Here is a 17,111-nt window from a genome sequence, read left to right as displayed (position 1 = left end):
AGGCTCCATGACGGCTCGCCGATTGGCGGTTGTTTTGACCCTGGCCCTGGCCAGTTCAACCGCTGTATTCGCCCAGGCACCCACGCCGGCTCCCACTCCGGCGCCACAGCAACCCCCGAAGCCGGAAGAGAAGCCCGTCTATGAAGAGCAGGTTGTCGTGACCGCGTCGAAGGTCGAGCAGCAACTCGTCAACGCGCCGGCCACGGTGTCGGTGGTGTCGGCGGATGTGATCGCCTCGACGCCGGCGACCAACTACGCCGAGCTGTTCCGATCGGTGCCCGGTGTCAACCTGTCGCAGACCTCCGCGCGCGACTTCAACATCACGATGCGCGGCGCCACCTCGACGCTGGCCACCTCGACGCTGGCGCTGCTCGACGGCCGCAGCCTCTACCTCGACTTCTTCGGCTTCGTGGCCTGGGACCTGCTGCCGGTGAACCCGAACGAGCTGAAGCAGATCGAAGTGATCCGCGGACCGGCGTCAGCGGTGTGGGGCGCCAACGCCATGAACGGCGTGATCAACTTCATCTCGAAGACGCCGCGCGAGTTGGACGGCAACAGCGCCACCATCACGTTCGGCACCTTCGACCGCGATACCGCCAAGGGCGAGAAGCTCGGCGCCGGCTCGCTGTTCGGCATCAACGGCACGCACGCCCGGGCGGTGAACGATCGCTGGGCCTACAAGATCTCCGCGGGCGGCTACACCTCCGACGCGTTCCCGCGGCCGACCGGCGCCATCCCGAACGGCACCGGCACCCAGTACCCGGCCTTCGCCAACCAGGGCACGACGCAGCCGAAGTTCGACACCCGCGTCGATTACGACGCGCCGGAAGGCAAGTACAAGCTGGCGTTCGCGGGCGGCTACTCGGGCACCGACGGCATCATCCACACCGGCATCGGGCCGTTCGACATGACCGGCGTCGGCGTGACCTACGGCACCATGCGCTACGCGCGCAACGCCTTCAAGTTCAACTTCTTCACCAACATGCTGAACGGCGACGCCTCGGGGCTGCTCGCCATCGGCGTGGACGGCAAGCCGATTCTCTTCAAGTTCGACACCAAGACCTACGACTTCGAGGTCGGCAACATCAACACCTTCGGCGGCCGCCACGTGCTGAGCTACGGCGGCAACGTTCGCTTCAACAGCTTCGACCTGTCGATTGCCCCGCGCGGTGACAACCGCACCGAGATGGGCAGCTACGTGCAGGACGAGATCTTCTTCAACAACAAGGTGCGCGTCAGCATCGGCGCCCGGGTGGACAAGTACGACAATATCGAGAACCCGGTGTTCTCGCCCCGCGCCGCGCTGATTCTCAAGCCCGCCGCCGACCACGCCGTGCGCCTGTCGTTCAACAAGGCGTTCCGGTCGCCGTCGCTGATCAACAATTACCTGGAGACGGCCATCGTCAACCAGCTGAACCTGGGCGCGATCAACCCGCTGTTGAACGGCGTGATCTACAACTTCCCGGTCCAGGCCATCGGCAACGAGTCGCTCAAGGAAGAGTCCACCGAATCGTTCGAGGTCGGCTACACCGGCGTCATCCGGAACCGCGCCACGTTGTCGGCGTCGGTGTACTTCACGACCAACCGCGACGAGATCTTCTTCACCCAGACCGGCCGCTATCGCGCCGCGGCGCCGCCCCCGCGGTGGCCGCTGCCCGCGGTGGTGCTCGAGGTGCTGCCGCCCGCCTGCACCGCGTCCCGTTGCGACACCGGCGGCCTGCCGTCGGAGTTCAGCTACCGCAATCTCGGCACCGTCAAGAACAAGGGCTTCGAGCTGGGCATCGACGGCGCCGTCAACGAGGCGCTCAACCTGTTCGCCAACTATTCCTACCAGGCGGAGCCCGACCCGGACTTCCCGAAGTCGGAAGTGAACCTGCCGCCGAAGAACCGGTTCAACGCCGGCCTGAACTTCAGCCAGGGGCACTTCCTCGGCAACCTCTCGGTCAGCTACGTCGATGACGCGGTGTGGCAGGACGTGCTCGACGCCCGCTTCACCGGACCGACCGAGGCCTACACGCAGGTGAACGGCGCGTTCGGCGTCAAGTTCGCGCGCGACAAGGTCACCGCCACCATCAAGGGGATCAACCTCACCAACGAGGACATCCAGTCGCACGTGTTCGGCGACATCCTGAAGCGCCAAATCATTGGCGAGTTGAGGTTCACGTTCTAGGCGGATGTGGCGTCCGCCTTTAGGCGGACCAACGCCTGCTGATACGCCTCGGGCGTATCGCAACTGAAGAAGCTGTCGAGATGCGGGTCGATGTCGCGGAACGCCGCGGTGTCGACCCGTTTCGTTTGTGCGCCATCCGCCAGCGCCCGCAGGCGCAACTGCCCGGAAGCGATGAGCGCGTCGGCGGCCGGCAGCAACGAGCGCCGATAGACGCCGCACAGCACCATCGCGTGTGTCGCATCCACCGGCACGCAGGCGTCGGCGTCACCAATCACGTCGAAGAGCCGCCGGATCACCGCGGGCCGGAGCAGCGGCATGTCGCAAGCGGTGACGAAGTTGAGGTCCGTGGTGCTGATCCGCAGGCCGCGTGCGAGGCCGGCCAGCGGCCCGAGCCCTTCGGCCTCGTCGCGTTCCACGCGGACAGCGGCGGGCAGCGCCTGGGTGGTGTGGCCGACCACGATCACGTGGTCCACGGCCGTCGCCACCAGGCGGACCACGCGCGCCAGCAGGGTCTCGTCGCCGAACGGCAGCGCGGCCTTGTCGCGGCCCATGCGCGTGGAGCGCCCACCGCAGAGGACGATGCCGGTGGTGCTCATTTCCTGAGCTTGTCGATGGCGCCCAGCAGGTCCGCGCCCTTGTGCGACCGCAGCTTCGCCCACAGGTCGCCGGCCTTCGCGATCCGCACGTTGATGGTGTCGATGGTGAAGTCCTGTGGCGCCGGCGAGTCGTGCACTTCCGTCCAGGTCAGCGGCGTGGACACGCCGGCAAACGCGCTGGCGCGCGCGCTGTAAGCGCACGCCAGGGTCTTGCCCCGGATGTTCTGCAGGTAGTCCACGTAGATGGTCTTCTCTTTCCGCCGCCGCACCGCCCGCTCGACGGTGGCCACCTTCGGATGCTTGGTCGCCACCAGGGTCGCGATGATCTGGCAGAAGATCATGCCGGCGGTATAGGGCGTGCCTTTCGGCAGCGGGATGAAGATGTGCAGCCCTTCGGAGCCGGACGTTTTCGGGAAGCCGGGGACCTTGACGCGATCCAGTTCTTCCTGCACCCACCGCGCCACGTCGAGAATCTGCGAGAAGGTGGCGCCCGGTTGCGGGTCGAGGTCGATGGCGACCTGGTCGGCGGAGTCGAGGTCGTTCATGGTGGAGAACCATGGGTCCATCGAGATCGAGGCGAGCTGCGCCATGTAGAGCAGGCTCTTCAGCGAGCCGCCGATCAGCCGCGACGGCACGTCATCGCCCTTCAGCGTCTCCACGCGCACCCCGGGCGGCACCGGCTCCGGCGCGCGATGCTGGTAGAACGACGGCCCGTCCACGCCATTGGGCAGCCGCTTCATGACCAGCGGGCGGTTGTGGACGACGGGAAGGAGGTATGGCGCGACGCGCGCGTAGTGGCGCAGCAGGTCGCCCTTGGTCTGCTTGCCGCGCGGCCAGAAGATCTTGTGAAGGTTGGTGACCTCGAGCGTGTCGCCGTTGGGCAACGTCAGCTTGCCGTTCTTGCGCGCCTTCTCGAGTGCGGTCAGTTGGGCGAGGAGCTCCTCGACCTCTTTCGGCGTCAGCTTCTCTTCGGCGATGGGAGCCATTGCCGCTGTGAGCTTCTTGTTCGGTACGGGCGTCGGCTTGACGACTGAGGCTGCGGCCTTGTCATCGCGGAGGCCCAGATAAGAGGGATGTCGCAACCGTCCTTCATCCGTCATCTCCGTGTAGCGCACCTGCGCGACCAGCAGCGGCTTGACCCAGTGCACCGTGTCTTTGACCTTCGGTTTCACCGCGAACGGGCACGTCGGCGTCTCGATCCGCTTGAGCAGGCCCATCAGCCGCGTCAGCTCGGCTTCGGTGAAGCCGGTGCCGACGTCGCCCGCATACTCGAGCGCGCCAGACTCGCCTCTCGCGCCGAGAACCAGCGCGCCGAAGTGCGCGCGGGCGCCCTGCGGCGCCGTCCATCCGCCAATCACGAACTCGTCCTGCTTGTGGAGCTTCAGCTTCAGCCATTCGGGGCTGCGCTTCCCGGCGCGATAGGGCGCGCGCGCCAGCTTGACCAGCAGGCCTTCCCACCCCTCTTTCTTCGCGCGGGCCATCAGGGCCTTGCCGTCGCCAACGGCCTGCTCGGTGAAGCGGACGAGGGAGGAGGGCGGCTTGTGCTGGCGGAACAGCGCCTCCAGCCGCGCGCGCCGATCGGTCAGCGGCTTCGCCCGCAGGTCGTCGTCGCCGTCGCGGAGCAGGTCGAACACGATCAGCGCGGCGGGCTGCTGATCCGGCGACCGCATGGCCTTGTTCGATCGATAGCCCGGCACGCTGACGTGGATGCGATGCTGCAGCCGCTGGAAGCCGGCCGGCCTGCCGTGGGCGTCGAGCGCGGTGACCTCGCCGTCGAGGACCACGGGGCCCGGCAAGCGGCGGCCCCACGCGCCGACCGCTTCGACGATGTCGGGGAACTGCGCGGTCTTCTCGTTGCCGTTGCGTGACCACAGCCGCACGCCCGCCGGGCCGTCGCCGGGTACCACTTCGACGATGGCGCGGATGCCGTCGTACTTCGGTTCGTAGACGAATTCCGCCGCCGTCAGCGCGGGCGGTTGCGCCGGCAGCGTCGCCAGCATGGGCCGGAGGTCTTTGGCAGCGAACACGGGAAGATGCTATCGCGATCGGGGATCGGGGTGGGGTCGCTCGCTGCGCTCGCTCTTGGGGCTCGGCGCTGCGCGCCTCGTGGGGGTCGGCCGCGCCGCGGCCTGCTGGGGCCCCACGAGCGAAGCGAGCCCTACGAGCTGCGCAGCAGCGAGCCCCACGAGGCGCGAAGCGCCTAGCCCCAAGAGCGAGCGCAGCGAGCGACCCCAACCCGGTCACGAGTACCGGTCATCAAACCACGGCTCGGCGGTATCGGAATACCCGCGCTCTTCCCAGAACCCCGGCTTGTTGCCGGCCAGGAACTCGATCTTGCGGATCCACTTGGTGCCCTTCCACGCATACAGCTTCGGCGTGATCATCCGGCACGGTCCGCCGTGCTCGTGCGGAAGCGGCTGGTCTTCCCACGAGTGCACGAGCAGCACGTCGTCTTCCACCGCCCGCGCCAGCGGCAGGTTGGTCGTGTAGGGAATGCGGGTCCCGGGCATGTGGTCGTAGCCCGTGCAGAGCACGTGCGTGGCGTCCGGCGCCGGCACCGCCATCTCCGCGAGGGTCCTGAACCTGACGCCCTGCCACCGGTTGTCCATGCGGCTCCACGTCGTCACGCAGTGAAAATCACTCACGTCTTCGGCTTGCGGCAGATCGAGGAACTCCCGCCAGGTCAGCGTGAGCGGATTGTCGCAATGGCCGCCGACCTCGAGCCGCCAGTCGTCGAGCGCCACGGTGGGCGAGTCGCCCAGGTCGAGCACGGGCCAATTGGGCACCTGGCGCTGGCCGGTGGGGAGCTTGGGCATGCCGTGCCGGTTGATCGGGCCGGTGCCTTCCGGCGCGCGGCCCTCAAAGGCGACGGTGGTCCGGTCGCGGTGGAGTTCCCGTTGTCGTTCGAGATAGCGCAAGCGCCTGGCCACCAGGCTGTTGTCGGTTTCTGGCAAAGAACGCTCCTTCTTCATTATCATCTGCCCATGCGATTCGAGTTCGTCGTGCGGTCCGGCAAGGAAGCGGGGCGGACCGTGGCGCTCACCACCGGGCAGACCATCGCCATCGGGCGGCTGAAGGGCTGCGACGTGGTGGTGGACGACGAAGCCGCGTCACGGCGCCACTGCACGATTACGGCGCGCGAGCAGGTGTGCGTGCTGGCCGACCTGCAGTCGGCCAACGGCACCTATGTGAACGAGCGCCGGATCGCGACGGCCGAACTGGCAACCGGGGACAAGGTCCGCATTGGCTCGACGGTGATCGAGCTGCTCGACGCCAACGCGCCTGGCCGCGGCCTCCACAGCACGACCTCGCTGAGCATCGTCGAGGCGCGCAGCCAGACGCTGGTGCAGCGCGCCGTCGATCCGACCCGGCTCGAGTTCCTGTCGCAGGTCTCCCAGCGCAAGGATGACGCCGACCTGCTGGCCTCGGCGCAGAAGTACCTGACCATGCTGCACAAGGTGTCGGACCTGCTGTCGCGGGCCTCGAGCGTGGAAGCGTTGTTCGATTCCATCCTCAGCGCCATTCTCGAGGTGAGTGGCGGCGATCGCGCGGCCATCCTGATGCGCCCGCCCGGCAGCGATACCGGCGACGTCAGCATGGTGGCGGTCCGCACGAAGGACGGCGGCGCCTCGGGCGCCGTCACGCTGTCGCGCACCGTCGTCAACGACGTGCTCGAGAAGGGCATCTCCGCCTACACCGACGACGCGCTCGCGGATGAGCGCTACGTCGGCGGCGAGAGCATCGTGCAGCAGCGCATCCGCTCGGTGATGTGCGCGCCGATGCGCACCACCGACGCCATCCTGGGCGTGCTCTACGTCGACAGCCAGGTGTCGCAGGAATTCAGCGAGGCGGAGCTGGAACTGCTGGCGGCGGTGGGGAACCAGGCCGGCATCGCGCTCCACCGCGCGCGCCTGATGGCGGAAGTGGAGCGGCTGTTCCTCGACGTGATGAAGGCGATCGCCTCGATCATCGACGCCAAGGACGGCTACACGCACAAGCATTCCGAGCGCGTGGCCGCGTTCGGCGTCCGCCTGGCGGGGCACCTGGGCTTCGATGCCGAGAGCCGCGCGGTGGTCGAGTTGTCGGGGCTGCTGCACGACGTCGGCAAGATCGGCGTGCCCGACGCCATCCTGAACAAGCCCGGCAAGCTGACCGACTCGGAGTTCGGCGAAATGCGCCTGCACCCGCTGCACGGCGCGCGCATCCTCTCCAACATCCAGAGCCAGAAGGTGGTGAGGCTGTTGCCAGGGGTGAAGTATCACCACGAGCGGTGGGACGGGAACGGCTATCCCGAGGGCTTGAAGGGCGAGGAGATTCCGCTGCTCGGCCGCCTGCTCGGCGTCGCCGATTTTCTCGACGCGCTGACGTCGGACCGTTCTTACCGGAAGGGACTGCCGCTCGAGGAGGCGCTGCAGATGGTGCGCGACCTCGAGGGCAAGGCGTTCGATCCGGCGATGGTCAAGGCCGCGGTCGAACTGCACGAGAAGGGCGAGCTGGCATTACCCAGCTCGCCCAATCCCGATGTGATGAAGGCCGACGCGTAGCCGTTACCAGGTAATCCGCACCTCGCCGTTGCCCGAACGCCCACCTTGCTGGTGCGTGACGTTGGTCGCGGTCGCGATGGCGAACGACGACCCACCGCCGCCCCCGCCGCCGGAGTTGGCCTGGCCGCCGCCACCGCCGCCGTGGTAGCCGCCACCCCCGGCGCCGGGGGCGCGACCATTGCCGCCGCCGTTGAACCCGCCGACGGTATTGCCGGAGGCGCCCGCGCCGTTGCCGCCTTGTGCCAATGCACCGGCCACGCCCACGGCGCCGCCACCACCGCCACTCCCTCCCGCGGCCTGTGTGCCGCCGGTGCCGCCACCCGCGCCAGAGGTCGTGCCGCCGCCAGCCGCGCCGGTCAGCGCGCCACCGGCACCTCCGGCGCCTCCCGCGCCATTCCCCGTGAAACCGAGGCCGCCGCCGCCGCCGCCGCCGGCGACGAGCACCCGGTTGGCGGTCGAAGTGCCTCCAGTACGGAGGTCTGACGCCCCGCCGCCGGCGCCGCCCCCGGCCACACCGCTGGCACCGTTCGCGCCCTGCCCGCCGACATTGACTTGATAGCTTGCACCCGCGGTGACGGCGAGCGTTGCGCGGATGAAGCCGCCAAGGCCTGCGGTGCCACCGGCCAGGCCGCTGGTCAGTCCGGTGCCGCCCTGGGCGCCGTAGGCCTCGACGGTGATCTGCGTGACACCCTCGGGGACGACGAAGGTTTGCGCGGCACCCGTGTAGCTGAAGGTCTGTGAGCCGGTCGGCGCCGACGTGGACGAGCCGGTTGGCGCCGGCGTGGACGAGCCGGTTGGCGCCGGCGTCGGCGTGGTGGCGATGATCGCAGCCGCTACCGTAATCCAGACATGCGCTTCGTTGCTTCTCGTCGTCCCGTCCACGGCCCAGTACGTGAAGCGGTCGGTGCCGACGTAGCCGGCGTTCGGTTGATAGGTGAATCCGCCGGCGTTGTTGAGCGAGAGGGTCCCGCCGAGCGGCGGCAGGCGGAGGACGGCAGTGAGGTCGTGGCCCCGCCGCCTGGCGTCGTTGTCGAGAATGCCGGGCGCCGCCACGACCAGCGTGCTGCCGGTGGTCATCGAGTAGTTGTCGGTATGCGCGCCTGGCGCCGGCAGCACCAGCACGATGCCGGTCGTCGCGCTGTCATCCGTCGTCGTCGCCGTGAGGCGCACATCCGTGTCGGCATGCGGTTCGCTGGTGGGAATGTTGAACATCCCAACCGTTTGTCCGGCGGCGATGGTGATCGCGGCCGGTGGCCTCACGTCGCGGTCGCTGCTGGTGAGGGTCACCGTCATGCCTCCGGCCGGCGCGGCTGCCGCGAGCGTCACGGTACCGACCGCGGACTCGCCGCCGCGCACCCGGGCGGGTTCGACCGCGATCGACGTAATCGCGCCCGCGGCCAAGCCCGGTGCCGGCACCGTCGGGGTGGGCACCAGCGGGGCGGCGGCCACGGGCGGTTCAAGGGCGGATGCCACGGCCACGGGTGCCGCGGCCGACGGGGATGTGGGGGAGGCCCCCGGGCTGCATGCCGCCATCGCCAGCGAGGCGGCCACGACGCTCCAGGCCGCGCACTTCAACTGTCGTGCAATGGGATTCGCCTTCATAGCGTCGAGGGTACGCAAACGGCGGCGGCGGCGACAGTGCATGAACATGCACCGGCGGCGGATCGGGCTATTTCGCGGCGAACAGGCTTCGCGCCGTCAGCGAGTCGGGACGCAGGCTCGAGGCCTTGGCGAGCCGCTTGACGATGGGCGGCAGGTCGACGCGGATCTTCCACTCGTCGGCGCGCCCGCCCATTTGCAGGAAGGCGGCGGCCCATTCCTCCCACCACGGCGAGATGCGCAGCGAGATGGGCTCGACGATCAACACCGCGACGCCGCGGCTGATGGCCGCCTTCAGCTCGCGCAGCAGGTCGTCGCGCTCGCCCTGGCCCAATTCGTTGACGACAAACGCGGCGACCACGAACGTGGCGTCGGCGGGAATGCGCGCGCGCCCGGCGTGTCCGCGGCGGGCTTCGGCGTTGAGGCCCAGCGCCCGATAGGTGAAGCGCGCCTCGTCCAGCGTCCAGGGGTGGGTGTCGAGGCCGAGCACGCGTGACGGCGGGGTGGTGGCGAGCGCGATGGCGGCGCCGGCGACGCCGGTGCCGCAGCCGAGATCGACGACCAGCCCGGGCCGGCGCGGCTGGCCCAGCTGCGCGGCGATCGCGCGGAGGAGTTCGAAGTGAATGGGGCCGTAGTACAGCGCGAACGCGGCGCGCTTGCCGGCGCCGTCCAGCGCGCGGTGGTCCGACAGGGCGCTTTCGCGCCGCTCGACGTAGGCCGACGACAGCGCCCGCAGCGCCCGCGTGACCTCGCTGAATCGCAGGTTGGCGAAGTGCCGCGCCTCGAGGTCGCGCAACCAATCGTCAATCATCAATCGGTCGCTCGCTAATTTGGAAATTGGGGTGAGTGACGGGATTCGAACCCGCGACGGCCGGATCCACAATCCGGGGCTCTACCCCTGAGCTACACTCACCACGGGGTCGGAAGACACTGATTGTAGCAAGGCGGAAGTCAGAAGTAAAAACTAAGACGCTCGCGACGAGTCTAGATGCGTCCGAAGGGCCCGTGCCAGCCGTCGTGGGTCAGCGTGCTTTCGAGCTCGACCTGCCGCCGCGCCAGCGTCCCCGAATCGTCGAAGTGTTCGACACGCTCGGAACCGTCGGGATTGATGACGACCAACTCGAAACCGGCTCCAGTCTCGGACGCGCGGGTTTCGCAGCGGATAAACGTGCCTTGCCGTTCGAAGAACCAGACCATGCGCCGGATTGCCTATCTCAGGGGTTACTCAGCTTAACATGATCCCCTTCCTCGGCCCGGCCGAACCGTTTCCCCCGGTAGAGCGGGCCCTCGACGAACCGGACGGTCTGCTGGCCGCCGGCGCCGACCTCACACCCCGGCGTCTGCTGGACGCCTACCGCCACGGCATCTTTCCGTGGTTCAACGAAGGCGACCCCATTCTCTGGTGGTCGCCCGATCCGCGCATCGTGCTCGTGCCGGGTGAGTTCCACGTCTCGCATTCCCTGCGGAAGCGGCTGAAGAAGCGCGACTTCACCGTCACTATCGACGCCGCGTTCGCGGCGGTGCTCGACGAATGCGCCGCGCCGCGCCTGGATGATGGCGGCACCTGGCTGACGCCGCAGATGAAGAGTGCCTACCTGGCCTTGCACCGGCAGGGGTTCGCCCATTCGATCGAAGTGTGGATGGACGGTGCGCTCGCGGGTGGGATTTACGGCGTGGCCGTGGGCCGGATGTTCTTCGGCGAATCGATGTTCTCGCGCCGCACCGACGGGTCGAAGATTGCCATGGCCTACCTGGCGGCGCAACTCGGCCGCTGGGCCTTTCCCTTGATCGACTGCCAGCTCGAGACCGAGCACCTGTTATCGCTGGGCGCCACCGCCATGCCTCGGCGCCGGTTCGTGGCCGAGGTGGCGCGCCTGATCCTCGAACCGCCACCTCGCTGGACCCTTGATCCGGATCTCTTGGTCTGAGCCGATCGCGCATGATGCGAAGGGGACAGACCCCTCGGCACTTCTTGCTCGGGGTCAGTCCCCTCGCGGGAGCGGTATGATCAGTGCGTGGCCGTTCCGAAAATTGCAGATGGGGTCCAGACCGAGTCCCGCGCCGACGAACGGGTCGAGAACCCGCGGCTGTGGCGGGTCCTGCTGCACAACGACGATTTCACGACGCAGGAATTCGTGGTCTGGGTGCTCGAAACCGTGTTCAACATGCCGCCCGCGGAGGCTCACTCAGTGATGATGCACGTGCACCAGGCGGGCGTCGGCGTGGCCGGCCTCTTCACCCGCGACGTGGCCGAGACCAAGGTCAAGGCCACGCAGAAGCTCGCCGAGCAGCACGAGTTTCCGCTGCTCGTCACGCTTGAACCCGATCCCGAGGGAGCCCGCGCATGAGCCGTACCCCCGTTCCCTTCGCCCCCGACACGCTGGAAAGCATCCGTCGCGCGTTCCGCGTGGCCGCCGAGCGCCGTCACGATCTGGTCAGCCTCGAGCACATGCTCCACGCGCTGATCGAGGATCCGCAGGCCCGCGACATTCTCACCGCCTGCCGCGTTGACCTGGCCGAGCTGCGCAAGGACCTGGACGACGTGCTGGAGCGCGCCTTTACGCCGGTGCCCGGGCGCAAGGCCGTGAAGCCCGAATCGACGCTCGGCTTCGACCGCGTCGTCGAACGCGCCGTCGTCCACGCCGCCTCGTCGAGCGCGCAGCAGGTGGAGAGCGGCGCGCTGCTGGTCTTCCTGCTGCAGGAAGAAGACAGCCACGCCGCCTATTTCCTGCGGAAGCAGGGACTGGATCGGCTGACGCTGCTCCGCGCCATCTCGCATGGCGGGGAGAAAGAAGGCACTGTCGCGCCGGACGGTGGCGAGACGGGCGTGAAGGATCCGCTGGAGGCCTACGCCACCGACCTCGTCGCCAAGGCCGCGAAGGGGGCCATCGATCCGCTGATTGGCCGCCAGCTCGAGCTCGAGCGGATGATCCAGGTGCTGTGCCGCCGCCGCAAGAACAACCCGCTGCTGGTCGGCGAACCGGGCGTCGGCAAGACCGCGCTCGCCGAAGGGCTGGCGCTGCGCATCCACCAAAACGACGTGCCGGAGCCGCTGAAGGGCATCCGCGTGTTCTCGCTCGACATGGGCTCGCTGGTGGCCGGCACGCGCTATCGCGGCGACTTCGAAGAGCGCGTCAAGCAGGTGCTCGACGCCCTCGCCAGGCACGACCATGCCATCCTCTTCATCGACGAGATCCACACCATGGTCGGTGCCGGCTCGGCGTCGGGCGGGACGATGGATGCGGGGAACCTGCTGAAGCCGGCCCTCGCCTCGGGGGCGCTGCGGTGCATCGGCTCGACGACGTTTGCCGACGTCAAGCAGTCGTTCGACAAGGACCGCGCGCTGTCGCGCCGGTTCCAGAAGATCGAAGTGCTGGAGCCGTCGGAAGTGGAGACGGTCGCGATTCTGAAGGGCCTCAAGGCGTCGTACGAGCAACACCACGGCGTGACCTATTCGGATGAGGCGATCGAGGCGGCCGTCGCGCTGTCAACGCGCCACCTCAAGGATCTGCACCTGCCCGACAAGGCGATCGACGTGATCGACGAAGCCGGTGCCTCGGTCAAGCTCGACACCAGCCGGGAGGCGGAGGGCGCGGGTCGCATCATCGCCGTCAGCGACATCGAGAAGGTCATCGCCAAGATGGCGCGGGTGCCCGTGCAGGCGGTGTCGAGCGACGACAAGGTGGCGCTCAAGAACCTGGAGAGCGAACTGCGCGCGGTGATCTTCGGGCAGGACGCGGCGATCGACGAAGTGGCGTCGGCGATCAAGCTGTCGCGCTCGGGGCTGCGGGCCGCCGACAAGCCGATGGGCAACTTCCTGTTCGCCGGCCCCACCGGCGTCGGCAAGACCGAGCTCGCGCGCCAGCTGGCGCGCGTGCTCAAGGTGGAGTTCCTGCGCTTCGACATGTCGGAATACATGGAGAAGCACGCCGTGTCGCGGCTGATTGGCGCGCCGCCGGGGTACGTGGGCTACGAGGAGGGCGGCCTGCTGATCGACGCGGTCCGCAAGTCACCGCACGCGGTGCTGCTGCTCGACGAAATCGAAAAGGCGCATCCGGACCTGTTCGCGATCCTCCTGCAGGTCATGGACCACGCCACGCTCACCGACACGCACGGCCGGCATGCCGACTTCCGGCACGTCATCCTGATCATGACCACCAATGCCGGCGCCCGTGACCTGTCGGGCCGGCGCATGGGCTTCCGCGAGGCCGGCGAGGCGTCGAAGGCCACCGGCGTGCTGGAGCGCGTGTTCGCGCCCGAGTTCCGCAACCGCCTCGATGCCACCGTGCACTTCCTGCCCCTGGGCACGCGTGAGATCGAGCTGGTGGTGGACAAGCACATCGATGAACTGCGGGCGCTGGTGGCGGGCCGCAAGATCCAGATCGAGCTGGAGCCCGCGGCGCGCGCCTGGCTGGCCGAGAAGGGGTTCGACCGCGCCTTCGGCGCCCGGCCGATGGCGCGCCTGGTGGAGAAGTCGATCAAGAAGCCACTGTCGGAGCTGCTGCTGTTCGGCGACGTCAAGGACGGCGACCGAATCGTGGTGTCACTGAAGGCCGGCGCCCTTCAGCTCAGCCACGACGGTAAAGACCCAGTTCCCGCGGCTTGACTTCAGGCTGACAAAATGTAAGAGTGGCCGCCGTGACTGACCCACGGTTGCCCTCGATGTCGCGTACCGAGTCGCTGGTGATGGCGATCCTCGGCAATGGCGAGCGCTATGGTCTCGAGCTCGTCGACGCCTCCAGCGGCGCCCTGAAACGCGGATCCGTCTACGTGATCCTGGCCCGCATGGAGGGCAAGGGGTTCGTCGACTCCTGGCAGGAAGAGAGGAACCCCGGCGCCAGCGGGTTGCCACGCCGCCTTTACCGCGCTACGCCCTATGGCCTCAAAGTACACGAGGCGTTTGCCACCCTGCGTGAGGCGCTCGCGCTGAAGCCGGCGGAGGCGCAATGAGCTTCGAGTCGCGGGTCATTGCGTTTGCCGATCGGTTTCTCTCCAGTCGCAGCGTTGAACTCATCGTCGCGCCCGCGCTCGCCGACCTGCAATTTGATCGCGGGGCGGGGCGGCTCAGGCAAGCCGCGAACCATCTTGCGGTGATCCGGGCCGTGGCCGGCGGGCTTCGTGATGAAGCCGCGCGCGGCTCCGGCTTTTTCGTCGCCCTCACGCTGATGACTGCTTGCTACAACATCGTCTTGCTGACGATCTTCGCCGACTTCGTCTCACTTTCGGACCACCTCTTCATCGTCGCGATCGGCGTGCTGTTTCTGTCGCTTGGCCCGGTGATGGCCTGCTTCTGGCCCGAGCGCCGCCGCGTGCCGCCGGTCGGCTGAGTCACGCCATGGCGGACCTGCGCGGTCACCGGCTGTCGAAGCACTTCTCCGGCGTGCGCGTCGTCAGGGACGTCAACGTCACGCTGCGTCCCGGCGAGATTCTCGGGTATCTCGGTCCCAACGGGTCCGGCAAGTCAACGACGGCCCGGATGCTGGCCGGCCTCCTCGAGCCTTCGTCGGGGATCGTCGAGTACGACGGCCGCGACATCCGCGACGACCTGGTCGCCTTCCGGCGCCAGCTTGGCTACATTCCAGAAGAGCCGTATCTCTATCCGTTTCTCTCGGGCCGCGAGTACCTGCTGCTGATGGGTCGCCTGCGCGAAATGCCGGAAGCGCTGCTGACGACGAAGATCGAAGGGTTCCTGGAGCTGTTCGGATTGCGGACCGCGGCCGATCAGTCGATCGCCTCCTACTCGAAGGGCATGCGGCAGAAGATTGTCATCTCCGCCGCGCTGCTGCACGACCCATCGGTCGTGCTCTTCGACGAACCGGAAACCGGGCTCGACGTGGCGACGACGCTGATGCTGCGCCATCTCGTGCGGACGCTGGCGGCCCGCGGCAAGGCGATTCTCTACAGCTCGCACATCCTCGAAGTCGTCGAACGTGTCTGCGACAAGGTGATCGTGCTCCACCGGGGAGAGGTGGTCGCGGACGACTCGATTGCGAGCCTGCGCACGTTGCTGTCGCGGACCTCGCTCGAAGGCGTGTTCTCGCAGCTCGTGATCCGCGACGACCCGGAACAATTGGCGCGCGACCTCGCCGACGTCTCGGCCCTGGGTGCCCGGTGACCCCCGCCCGCCTGCGGACGCCGTATGTCCAGCTGACCCGGCTGTTCCTTCGCCAGTTTCTCGAGAACGACCTGATTTCGCCCGACGCGGATCGCACGCAACTGCTCGCCGTAGTCGGTGGCACGGTGGTGTCGCTCACGCTGTTCATCTGCGCGTTCATGTCGTTCACCTATGTCGGGGCGATGCTCACGCCTGGACAGACCGCCATCCGGTCGCTCGACGACAAGTTCTTCTACCTGGCGCTGGCGATGATCGCCACCGCGCTGGTGGCGGCCTCGCAGTGGGACGCGATCGCCGTCGATCCGCGGGACGCGGCGATCCTGGAGCCGCTGCCGGTGCCGCCCGGCACCATCCGGCGCGCCAAGGTCTCGGCCGTCGCCATTTTCGGCGGGGCGGTTGCGGTCGCGATCAATGTCTTTCCGAGCGTGGTGTTCCCGTGGCTGCTGGTGTTCGCGTTCAGGCAGTTGAGCCTCGTGAAACTTGCGGGCCTGATCGTCACACACGCGGTGGTCACCATCGCCGCCGCGGCGTTCGGCTACCTCGTCGTGATCGCGCTCAGGGAGACTATCGCGGCGATCCTCGGACGCCGCTGGTTCACGCGCGTGTCGCCCTGGGCCCAGGGTGCGCTGATCGTGATGCTGGGCAGCGCGCTGCTGCTGTTGCCGCCCGCGGCGGACGGCATTGCGCGGCGCGGCTTCGACGGATGGCGGGCGCAAACGCCGCCCATGTGGTTCCTCGGCGTGTACGAGATGGCGGCCGGTGGCATCATTGCCGACTTGCCGCGCTCGCGGATGACGCCGCGACAGGCGAACAACGACCGCATCACCAGCGAGAGGTATGACGAGCGGCGCGCACGGTTTCCGGCGCTGGCCGGCCGCGCGGGCATGGCCCTCGCGCTGACCTTGGCGCTGGCCGCGGCTGCCTACTTGTGGAACGCGAGGCGGCTGCCGTCGCTCAGCCCGGCGCCACCGGCCGCGGTTCGTCGCTGCTGGCGGCTGGGCGGCTGGCTTGCCAATGGGTTGCTGGCGCGCAATCCGTCGGCACGGGCCGGCTTCTACTTTGCGCTGGCCGCCATGTGGCGCAGCAATACGCATCGGCTGACGCTCGCGTGCGCGGCCGCCGCGGGGTTCGCCATGGCCGTGGTCGCGCTCTCCAACTCCGACGTGCAGCAAGACGGGGGCGCCTCGGCGCGACTGCTCTCGATGCAGCCGCTGCTGTACGGCGCCCTGCTGGTCGGCTTCCGCCATGTCATCCGTGTGCCGGCAGAGCTGCGCGCCAACTGGGGCTTTCAGCTCGCGTGGCGCGGCCGCGACCGCGCGTTCGCCGACGGCGTCAAGGACGCCGCCATCGTGGCCCTGGTGCTGCCGGCGCTGGCGGCAGTGCTGCCTCTTTTCGTGTTCGTTCTCGGTCCACGGGCGGCGCTCCTGCATGCGGTGCTCGGCCTATCCGGTGCGCTGGTGCTGCTCGAAGTGCTGATGCTCACCTATGACAAGGTGCCGTTCACGTGCAACTACGTGCCCAGCGAAAACATGAAAGCCCTCGCGCCCATCTATGCCATTGCCTTCTTCGTGGGTGCCTCGGCGTTCGCCCGCATGCAGCATGCGGCGCTGCTCGGCGGGAGCCTGATCAGGGTGCTGGCCACCCTCGCCGTGGTGTTTGCCGTCCTTCGCGTGATCGCGGTGAAGCGCGCGCGGCCGCGAGCGATCGAGTTCGACGAGGCGCCCGCCTCGTTCCAGGGTCTCGGCCTCCACTCGTAGCCGCGCGTCGCGCCGGCGTTGCTCGTTTCTGCACGGCCCCTATAATTCGGGGATGGAAATCGCACGGGAGCGCTTCCTCGACGACACGCGCACGTATCACCTGACGATGGGCATCCGCAGCCGCACCACGGAAGCCCACAGCCTGCTGACCGCGCTGACCCCCGATGAGCGCGAGCAAGTCAGCGTCGCCATGGTGACAGCGCTCGACGAAGTCGAGCGCATCGTTCGGCGCCACCTGGTTTCGCCGTCGCGGTAACGGCGCGCGCCGTGGCGCGCAGGCCGCCGCCGTTGACCTGCTGCCGCCAGTCGCAGTCGTGGTACATTTCGGGC

At 68.1% G+C, this 17,111-nt stretch carries 16 protein-coding genes and 1 tRNA gene; 10 read left to right on the top strand and 7 right to left on the bottom strand.

What is annotated here, in order from left to right:
- Positions 1–7 precede the first annotated feature (7 nt).
- Positions 8–2,170 (top strand): TonB-dependent receptor, encoded by a 2,163-nt coding sequence (locus tag WC815_12865; GenBank protein MFA5909663.1) that lies wholly within the window; start codon positions 8–10, stop codon positions 2,168–2,170.
- Here the strand turns inward: WC815_12865 and WC815_12860 are convergent.
- The 3 genes from WC815_12860 to WC815_12850 all read right to left on the bottom strand — a co-directional run bounded on the left by WC815_12860 (position 2,167) and on the right by WC815_12850 (position 5,720).
- Positions 2,167–2,766 carry a molybdenum cofactor guanylyltransferase gene (locus WC815_12860; protein MFA5909662.1) on the bottom strand — a complete coding sequence of 200 codons (600 nt, stop codon included), beginning with the start codon at positions 2,764–2,766 and terminating at the stop codon, positions 2,167–2,169. The two genes, WC815_12865 and WC815_12860, sit on opposite strands and share 4 nt — an antisense overlap.
- Positions 2,763–4,793, bottom strand: coding sequence for a DNA ligase D (gene ligD, locus WC815_12855; protein ID MFA5909661.1), 2,031 nt, complete (start codon positions 4,791–4,793; stop codon positions 2,763–2,765). Before ligD ends, WC815_12860 begins: the two co-directional genes overlap by 4 nt.
- Positions 4,794–5,006: 213 nt before the next feature.
- A complete protein-coding gene (locus WC815_12850; protein ID MFA5909660.1) occupies positions 5,007–5,720 on the bottom strand; it encodes a molybdopterin-dependent oxidoreductase in 714 nt (237 codons plus the stop codon).
- A 30-nt stretch (positions 5,721–5,750) separates the two neighbouring features.
- On the opposite strand from WC815_12850, the gene WC815_12845 reads away from it, so the two are divergent.
- Positions 5,751–7,310, top strand: coding sequence for an HD domain-containing phosphohydrolase (locus WC815_12845; GenBank protein MFA5909659.1), 1,560 nt, complete (start codon positions 5,751–5,753; stop codon positions 7,308–7,310).
- A 3-nt stretch (positions 7,311–7,313) separates the two neighbouring features.
- Here WC815_12845 and WC815_12840 read toward each other — a convergent pair whose 3' ends face one another.
- From WC815_12840 to WC815_12825, 4 genes are all read right to left on the bottom strand, one after another.
- Positions 7,314–8,912, bottom strand: coding sequence for an Ig-like domain-containing protein (locus WC815_12840; protein MFA5909658.1), 1,599 nt, complete (start codon positions 8,910–8,912; stop codon positions 7,314–7,316).
- Positions 8,913–8,979: 67 nt separating this feature from the next.
- Positions 8,980–9,720, bottom strand: a complete 741-nt coding sequence (locus tag WC815_12835; GenBank protein ID MFA5909657.1) for a class I SAM-dependent methyltransferase — start codon at positions 9,718–9,720, stop codon at positions 8,980–8,982.
- 27 nt (positions 9,721–9,747) lie between these two features.
- Positions 9,748–9,822, bottom strand: a tRNA-His gene (locus WC815_12830).
- 71 nt (positions 9,823–9,893) lie between these two features.
- Positions 9,894–10,106: a hypothetical protein gene (locus WC815_12825; GenBank protein ID MFA5909656.1), complete on the bottom strand. Its 213-nt coding sequence runs from the start codon at positions 10,104–10,106 to the stop codon at positions 9,894–9,896.
- Between the two features lie 38 nt (positions 10,107–10,144).
- Between WC815_12825 and aat the strand changes: the two genes are divergently transcribed.
- The 8 genes from aat to WC815_12785 all read left to right on the top strand — a co-directional run bounded on the left by aat (position 10,145) and on the right by WC815_12785 (position 17,037).
- Positions 10,145–10,837 carry a leucyl/phenylalanyl-tRNA--protein transferase gene (gene aat, locus WC815_12820; GenBank protein ID MFA5909655.1) on the top strand — a complete coding sequence of 231 codons (693 nt, stop codon included), beginning with the start codon at positions 10,145–10,147 and terminating at the stop codon, positions 10,835–10,837.
- Between the two features lie 87 nt (positions 10,838–10,924).
- Complete coding sequence (locus tag WC815_12815; GenBank protein ID MFA5909654.1) at positions 10,925–11,257, top strand: ATP-dependent Clp protease adaptor ClpS; 333 nt, start codon at positions 10,925–10,927, stop codon at positions 11,255–11,257.
- The gene (clpA, locus tag WC815_12810; protein ID MFA5909653.1) at positions 11,254–13,515 is read left to right on the top strand and encodes an ATP-dependent Clp protease ATP-binding subunit ClpA; all 2,262 of its coding nucleotides are present in this window, start codon (positions 11,254–11,256) and stop codon (positions 13,513–13,515) included. The genes WC815_12815 and clpA overlap by 4 nt, the downstream gene beginning before the upstream one ends.
- 32 nt (positions 13,516–13,547) lie before the next feature.
- Positions 13,548–13,859 carry a helix-turn-helix transcriptional regulator gene (locus tag WC815_12805; GenBank protein ID MFA5909652.1) on the top strand — a complete coding sequence of 104 codons (312 nt, stop codon included), beginning with the start codon at positions 13,548–13,550 and terminating at the stop codon, positions 13,857–13,859.
- Entirely contained in the window at positions 13,856–14,236 is a 381-nt protein-coding gene (locus WC815_12800) for a hypothetical protein (protein ID MFA5909651.1), read from the top strand. The genes WC815_12805 and WC815_12800 overlap by 4 nt, the downstream gene beginning before the upstream one ends.
- Before the next feature lie 8 nt (positions 14,237–14,244).
- Entirely contained in the window at positions 14,245–15,024 is a 780-nt protein-coding gene (locus WC815_12795) for an ABC transporter ATP-binding protein (GenBank protein MFA5909650.1), read from the top strand.
- Positions 15,021–16,781, top strand: coding sequence for a hypothetical protein (locus WC815_12790; protein ID MFA5909649.1), 1,761 nt, complete (start codon positions 15,021–15,023; stop codon positions 16,779–16,781). The genes WC815_12795 and WC815_12790 overlap by 4 nt, the downstream gene beginning before the upstream one ends.
- 52 nt (positions 16,782–16,833) lie before the next feature.
- A complete protein-coding gene (locus WC815_12785) occupies positions 16,834–17,037 on the top strand; it encodes a hypothetical protein (protein ID MFA5909648.1) in 204 nt (67 codons plus the stop codon).
- The last annotated feature ends 74 nt before the right edge of the window (positions 17,038–17,111 follow it).

It is taken from the genome of Vicinamibacterales bacterium (assembly GCA_041659285.1).
Classification (GTDB): Bacteria; Acidobacteriota; Vicinamibacteria; order Vicinamibacterales; family UBA2999; genus 12-FULL-67-14b.
The sequence above is the reverse complement of the archived record's forward strand: the minus strand, read 5'-3'. Positions and strand labels throughout refer to the sequence as shown.

Excerpts from the sequence above, each read along its gene's own strand:
- WC815_12865 (MFA5909663.1), top strand. The coding sequence starts at position 8 with ATGACGGCTCGCCGATTGGCGGTTGTTTTGACCCTGGCCCTGGCCAGT.
- WC815_12860 (MFA5909662.1), bottom strand. The coding sequence starts at position 2,766 with ATGAGCACCACCGGCATCGTCCTCTGCGGTGGGCGCTCCACGCGCATG.
- WC815_12845 (MFA5909659.1), top strand. The coding sequence starts at position 5,751 with ATGCGATTCGAGTTCGTCGTGCGGTCCGGCAAGGAAGCGGGGCGGACC.
- WC815_12840 (MFA5909658.1), bottom strand. The coding sequence starts at position 8,912 with ATGAAGGCGAATCCCATTGCACGACAGTTGAAGTGCGCGGCCTGGAGC.
- WC815_12835 (MFA5909657.1), bottom strand. The coding sequence starts at position 9,720 with ATGATTGACGATTGGTTGCGCGACCTCGAGGCGCGGCACTTCGCCAAC.
- WC815_12825 (MFA5909656.1), bottom strand. The coding sequence starts at position 10,106 with ATGGTCTGGTTCTTCGAACGGCAAGGCACGTTTATCCGCTGCGAAACC.
- aat (MFA5909655.1), top strand. The coding sequence starts at position 10,145 with ATGATCCCCTTCCTCGGCCCGGCCGAACCGTTTCCCCCGGTAGAGCGG.
- clpA (MFA5909653.1), top strand. The coding sequence starts at position 11,254 with ATGAGCCGTACCCCCGTTCCCTTCGCCCCCGACACGCTGGAAAGCATC.
- WC815_12800 (MFA5909651.1), top strand. The coding sequence starts at position 13,856 with ATGAGCTTCGAGTCGCGGGTCATTGCGTTTGCCGATCGGTTTCTCTCC.
- WC815_12795 (MFA5909650.1), top strand. The coding sequence starts at position 14,245 with ATGGCGGACCTGCGCGGTCACCGGCTGTCGAAGCACTTCTCCGGCGTG.
- WC815_12785 (MFA5909648.1), top strand. The coding sequence starts at position 16,834 with ATGGAAATCGCACGGGAGCGCTTCCTCGACGACACGCGCACGTATCAC.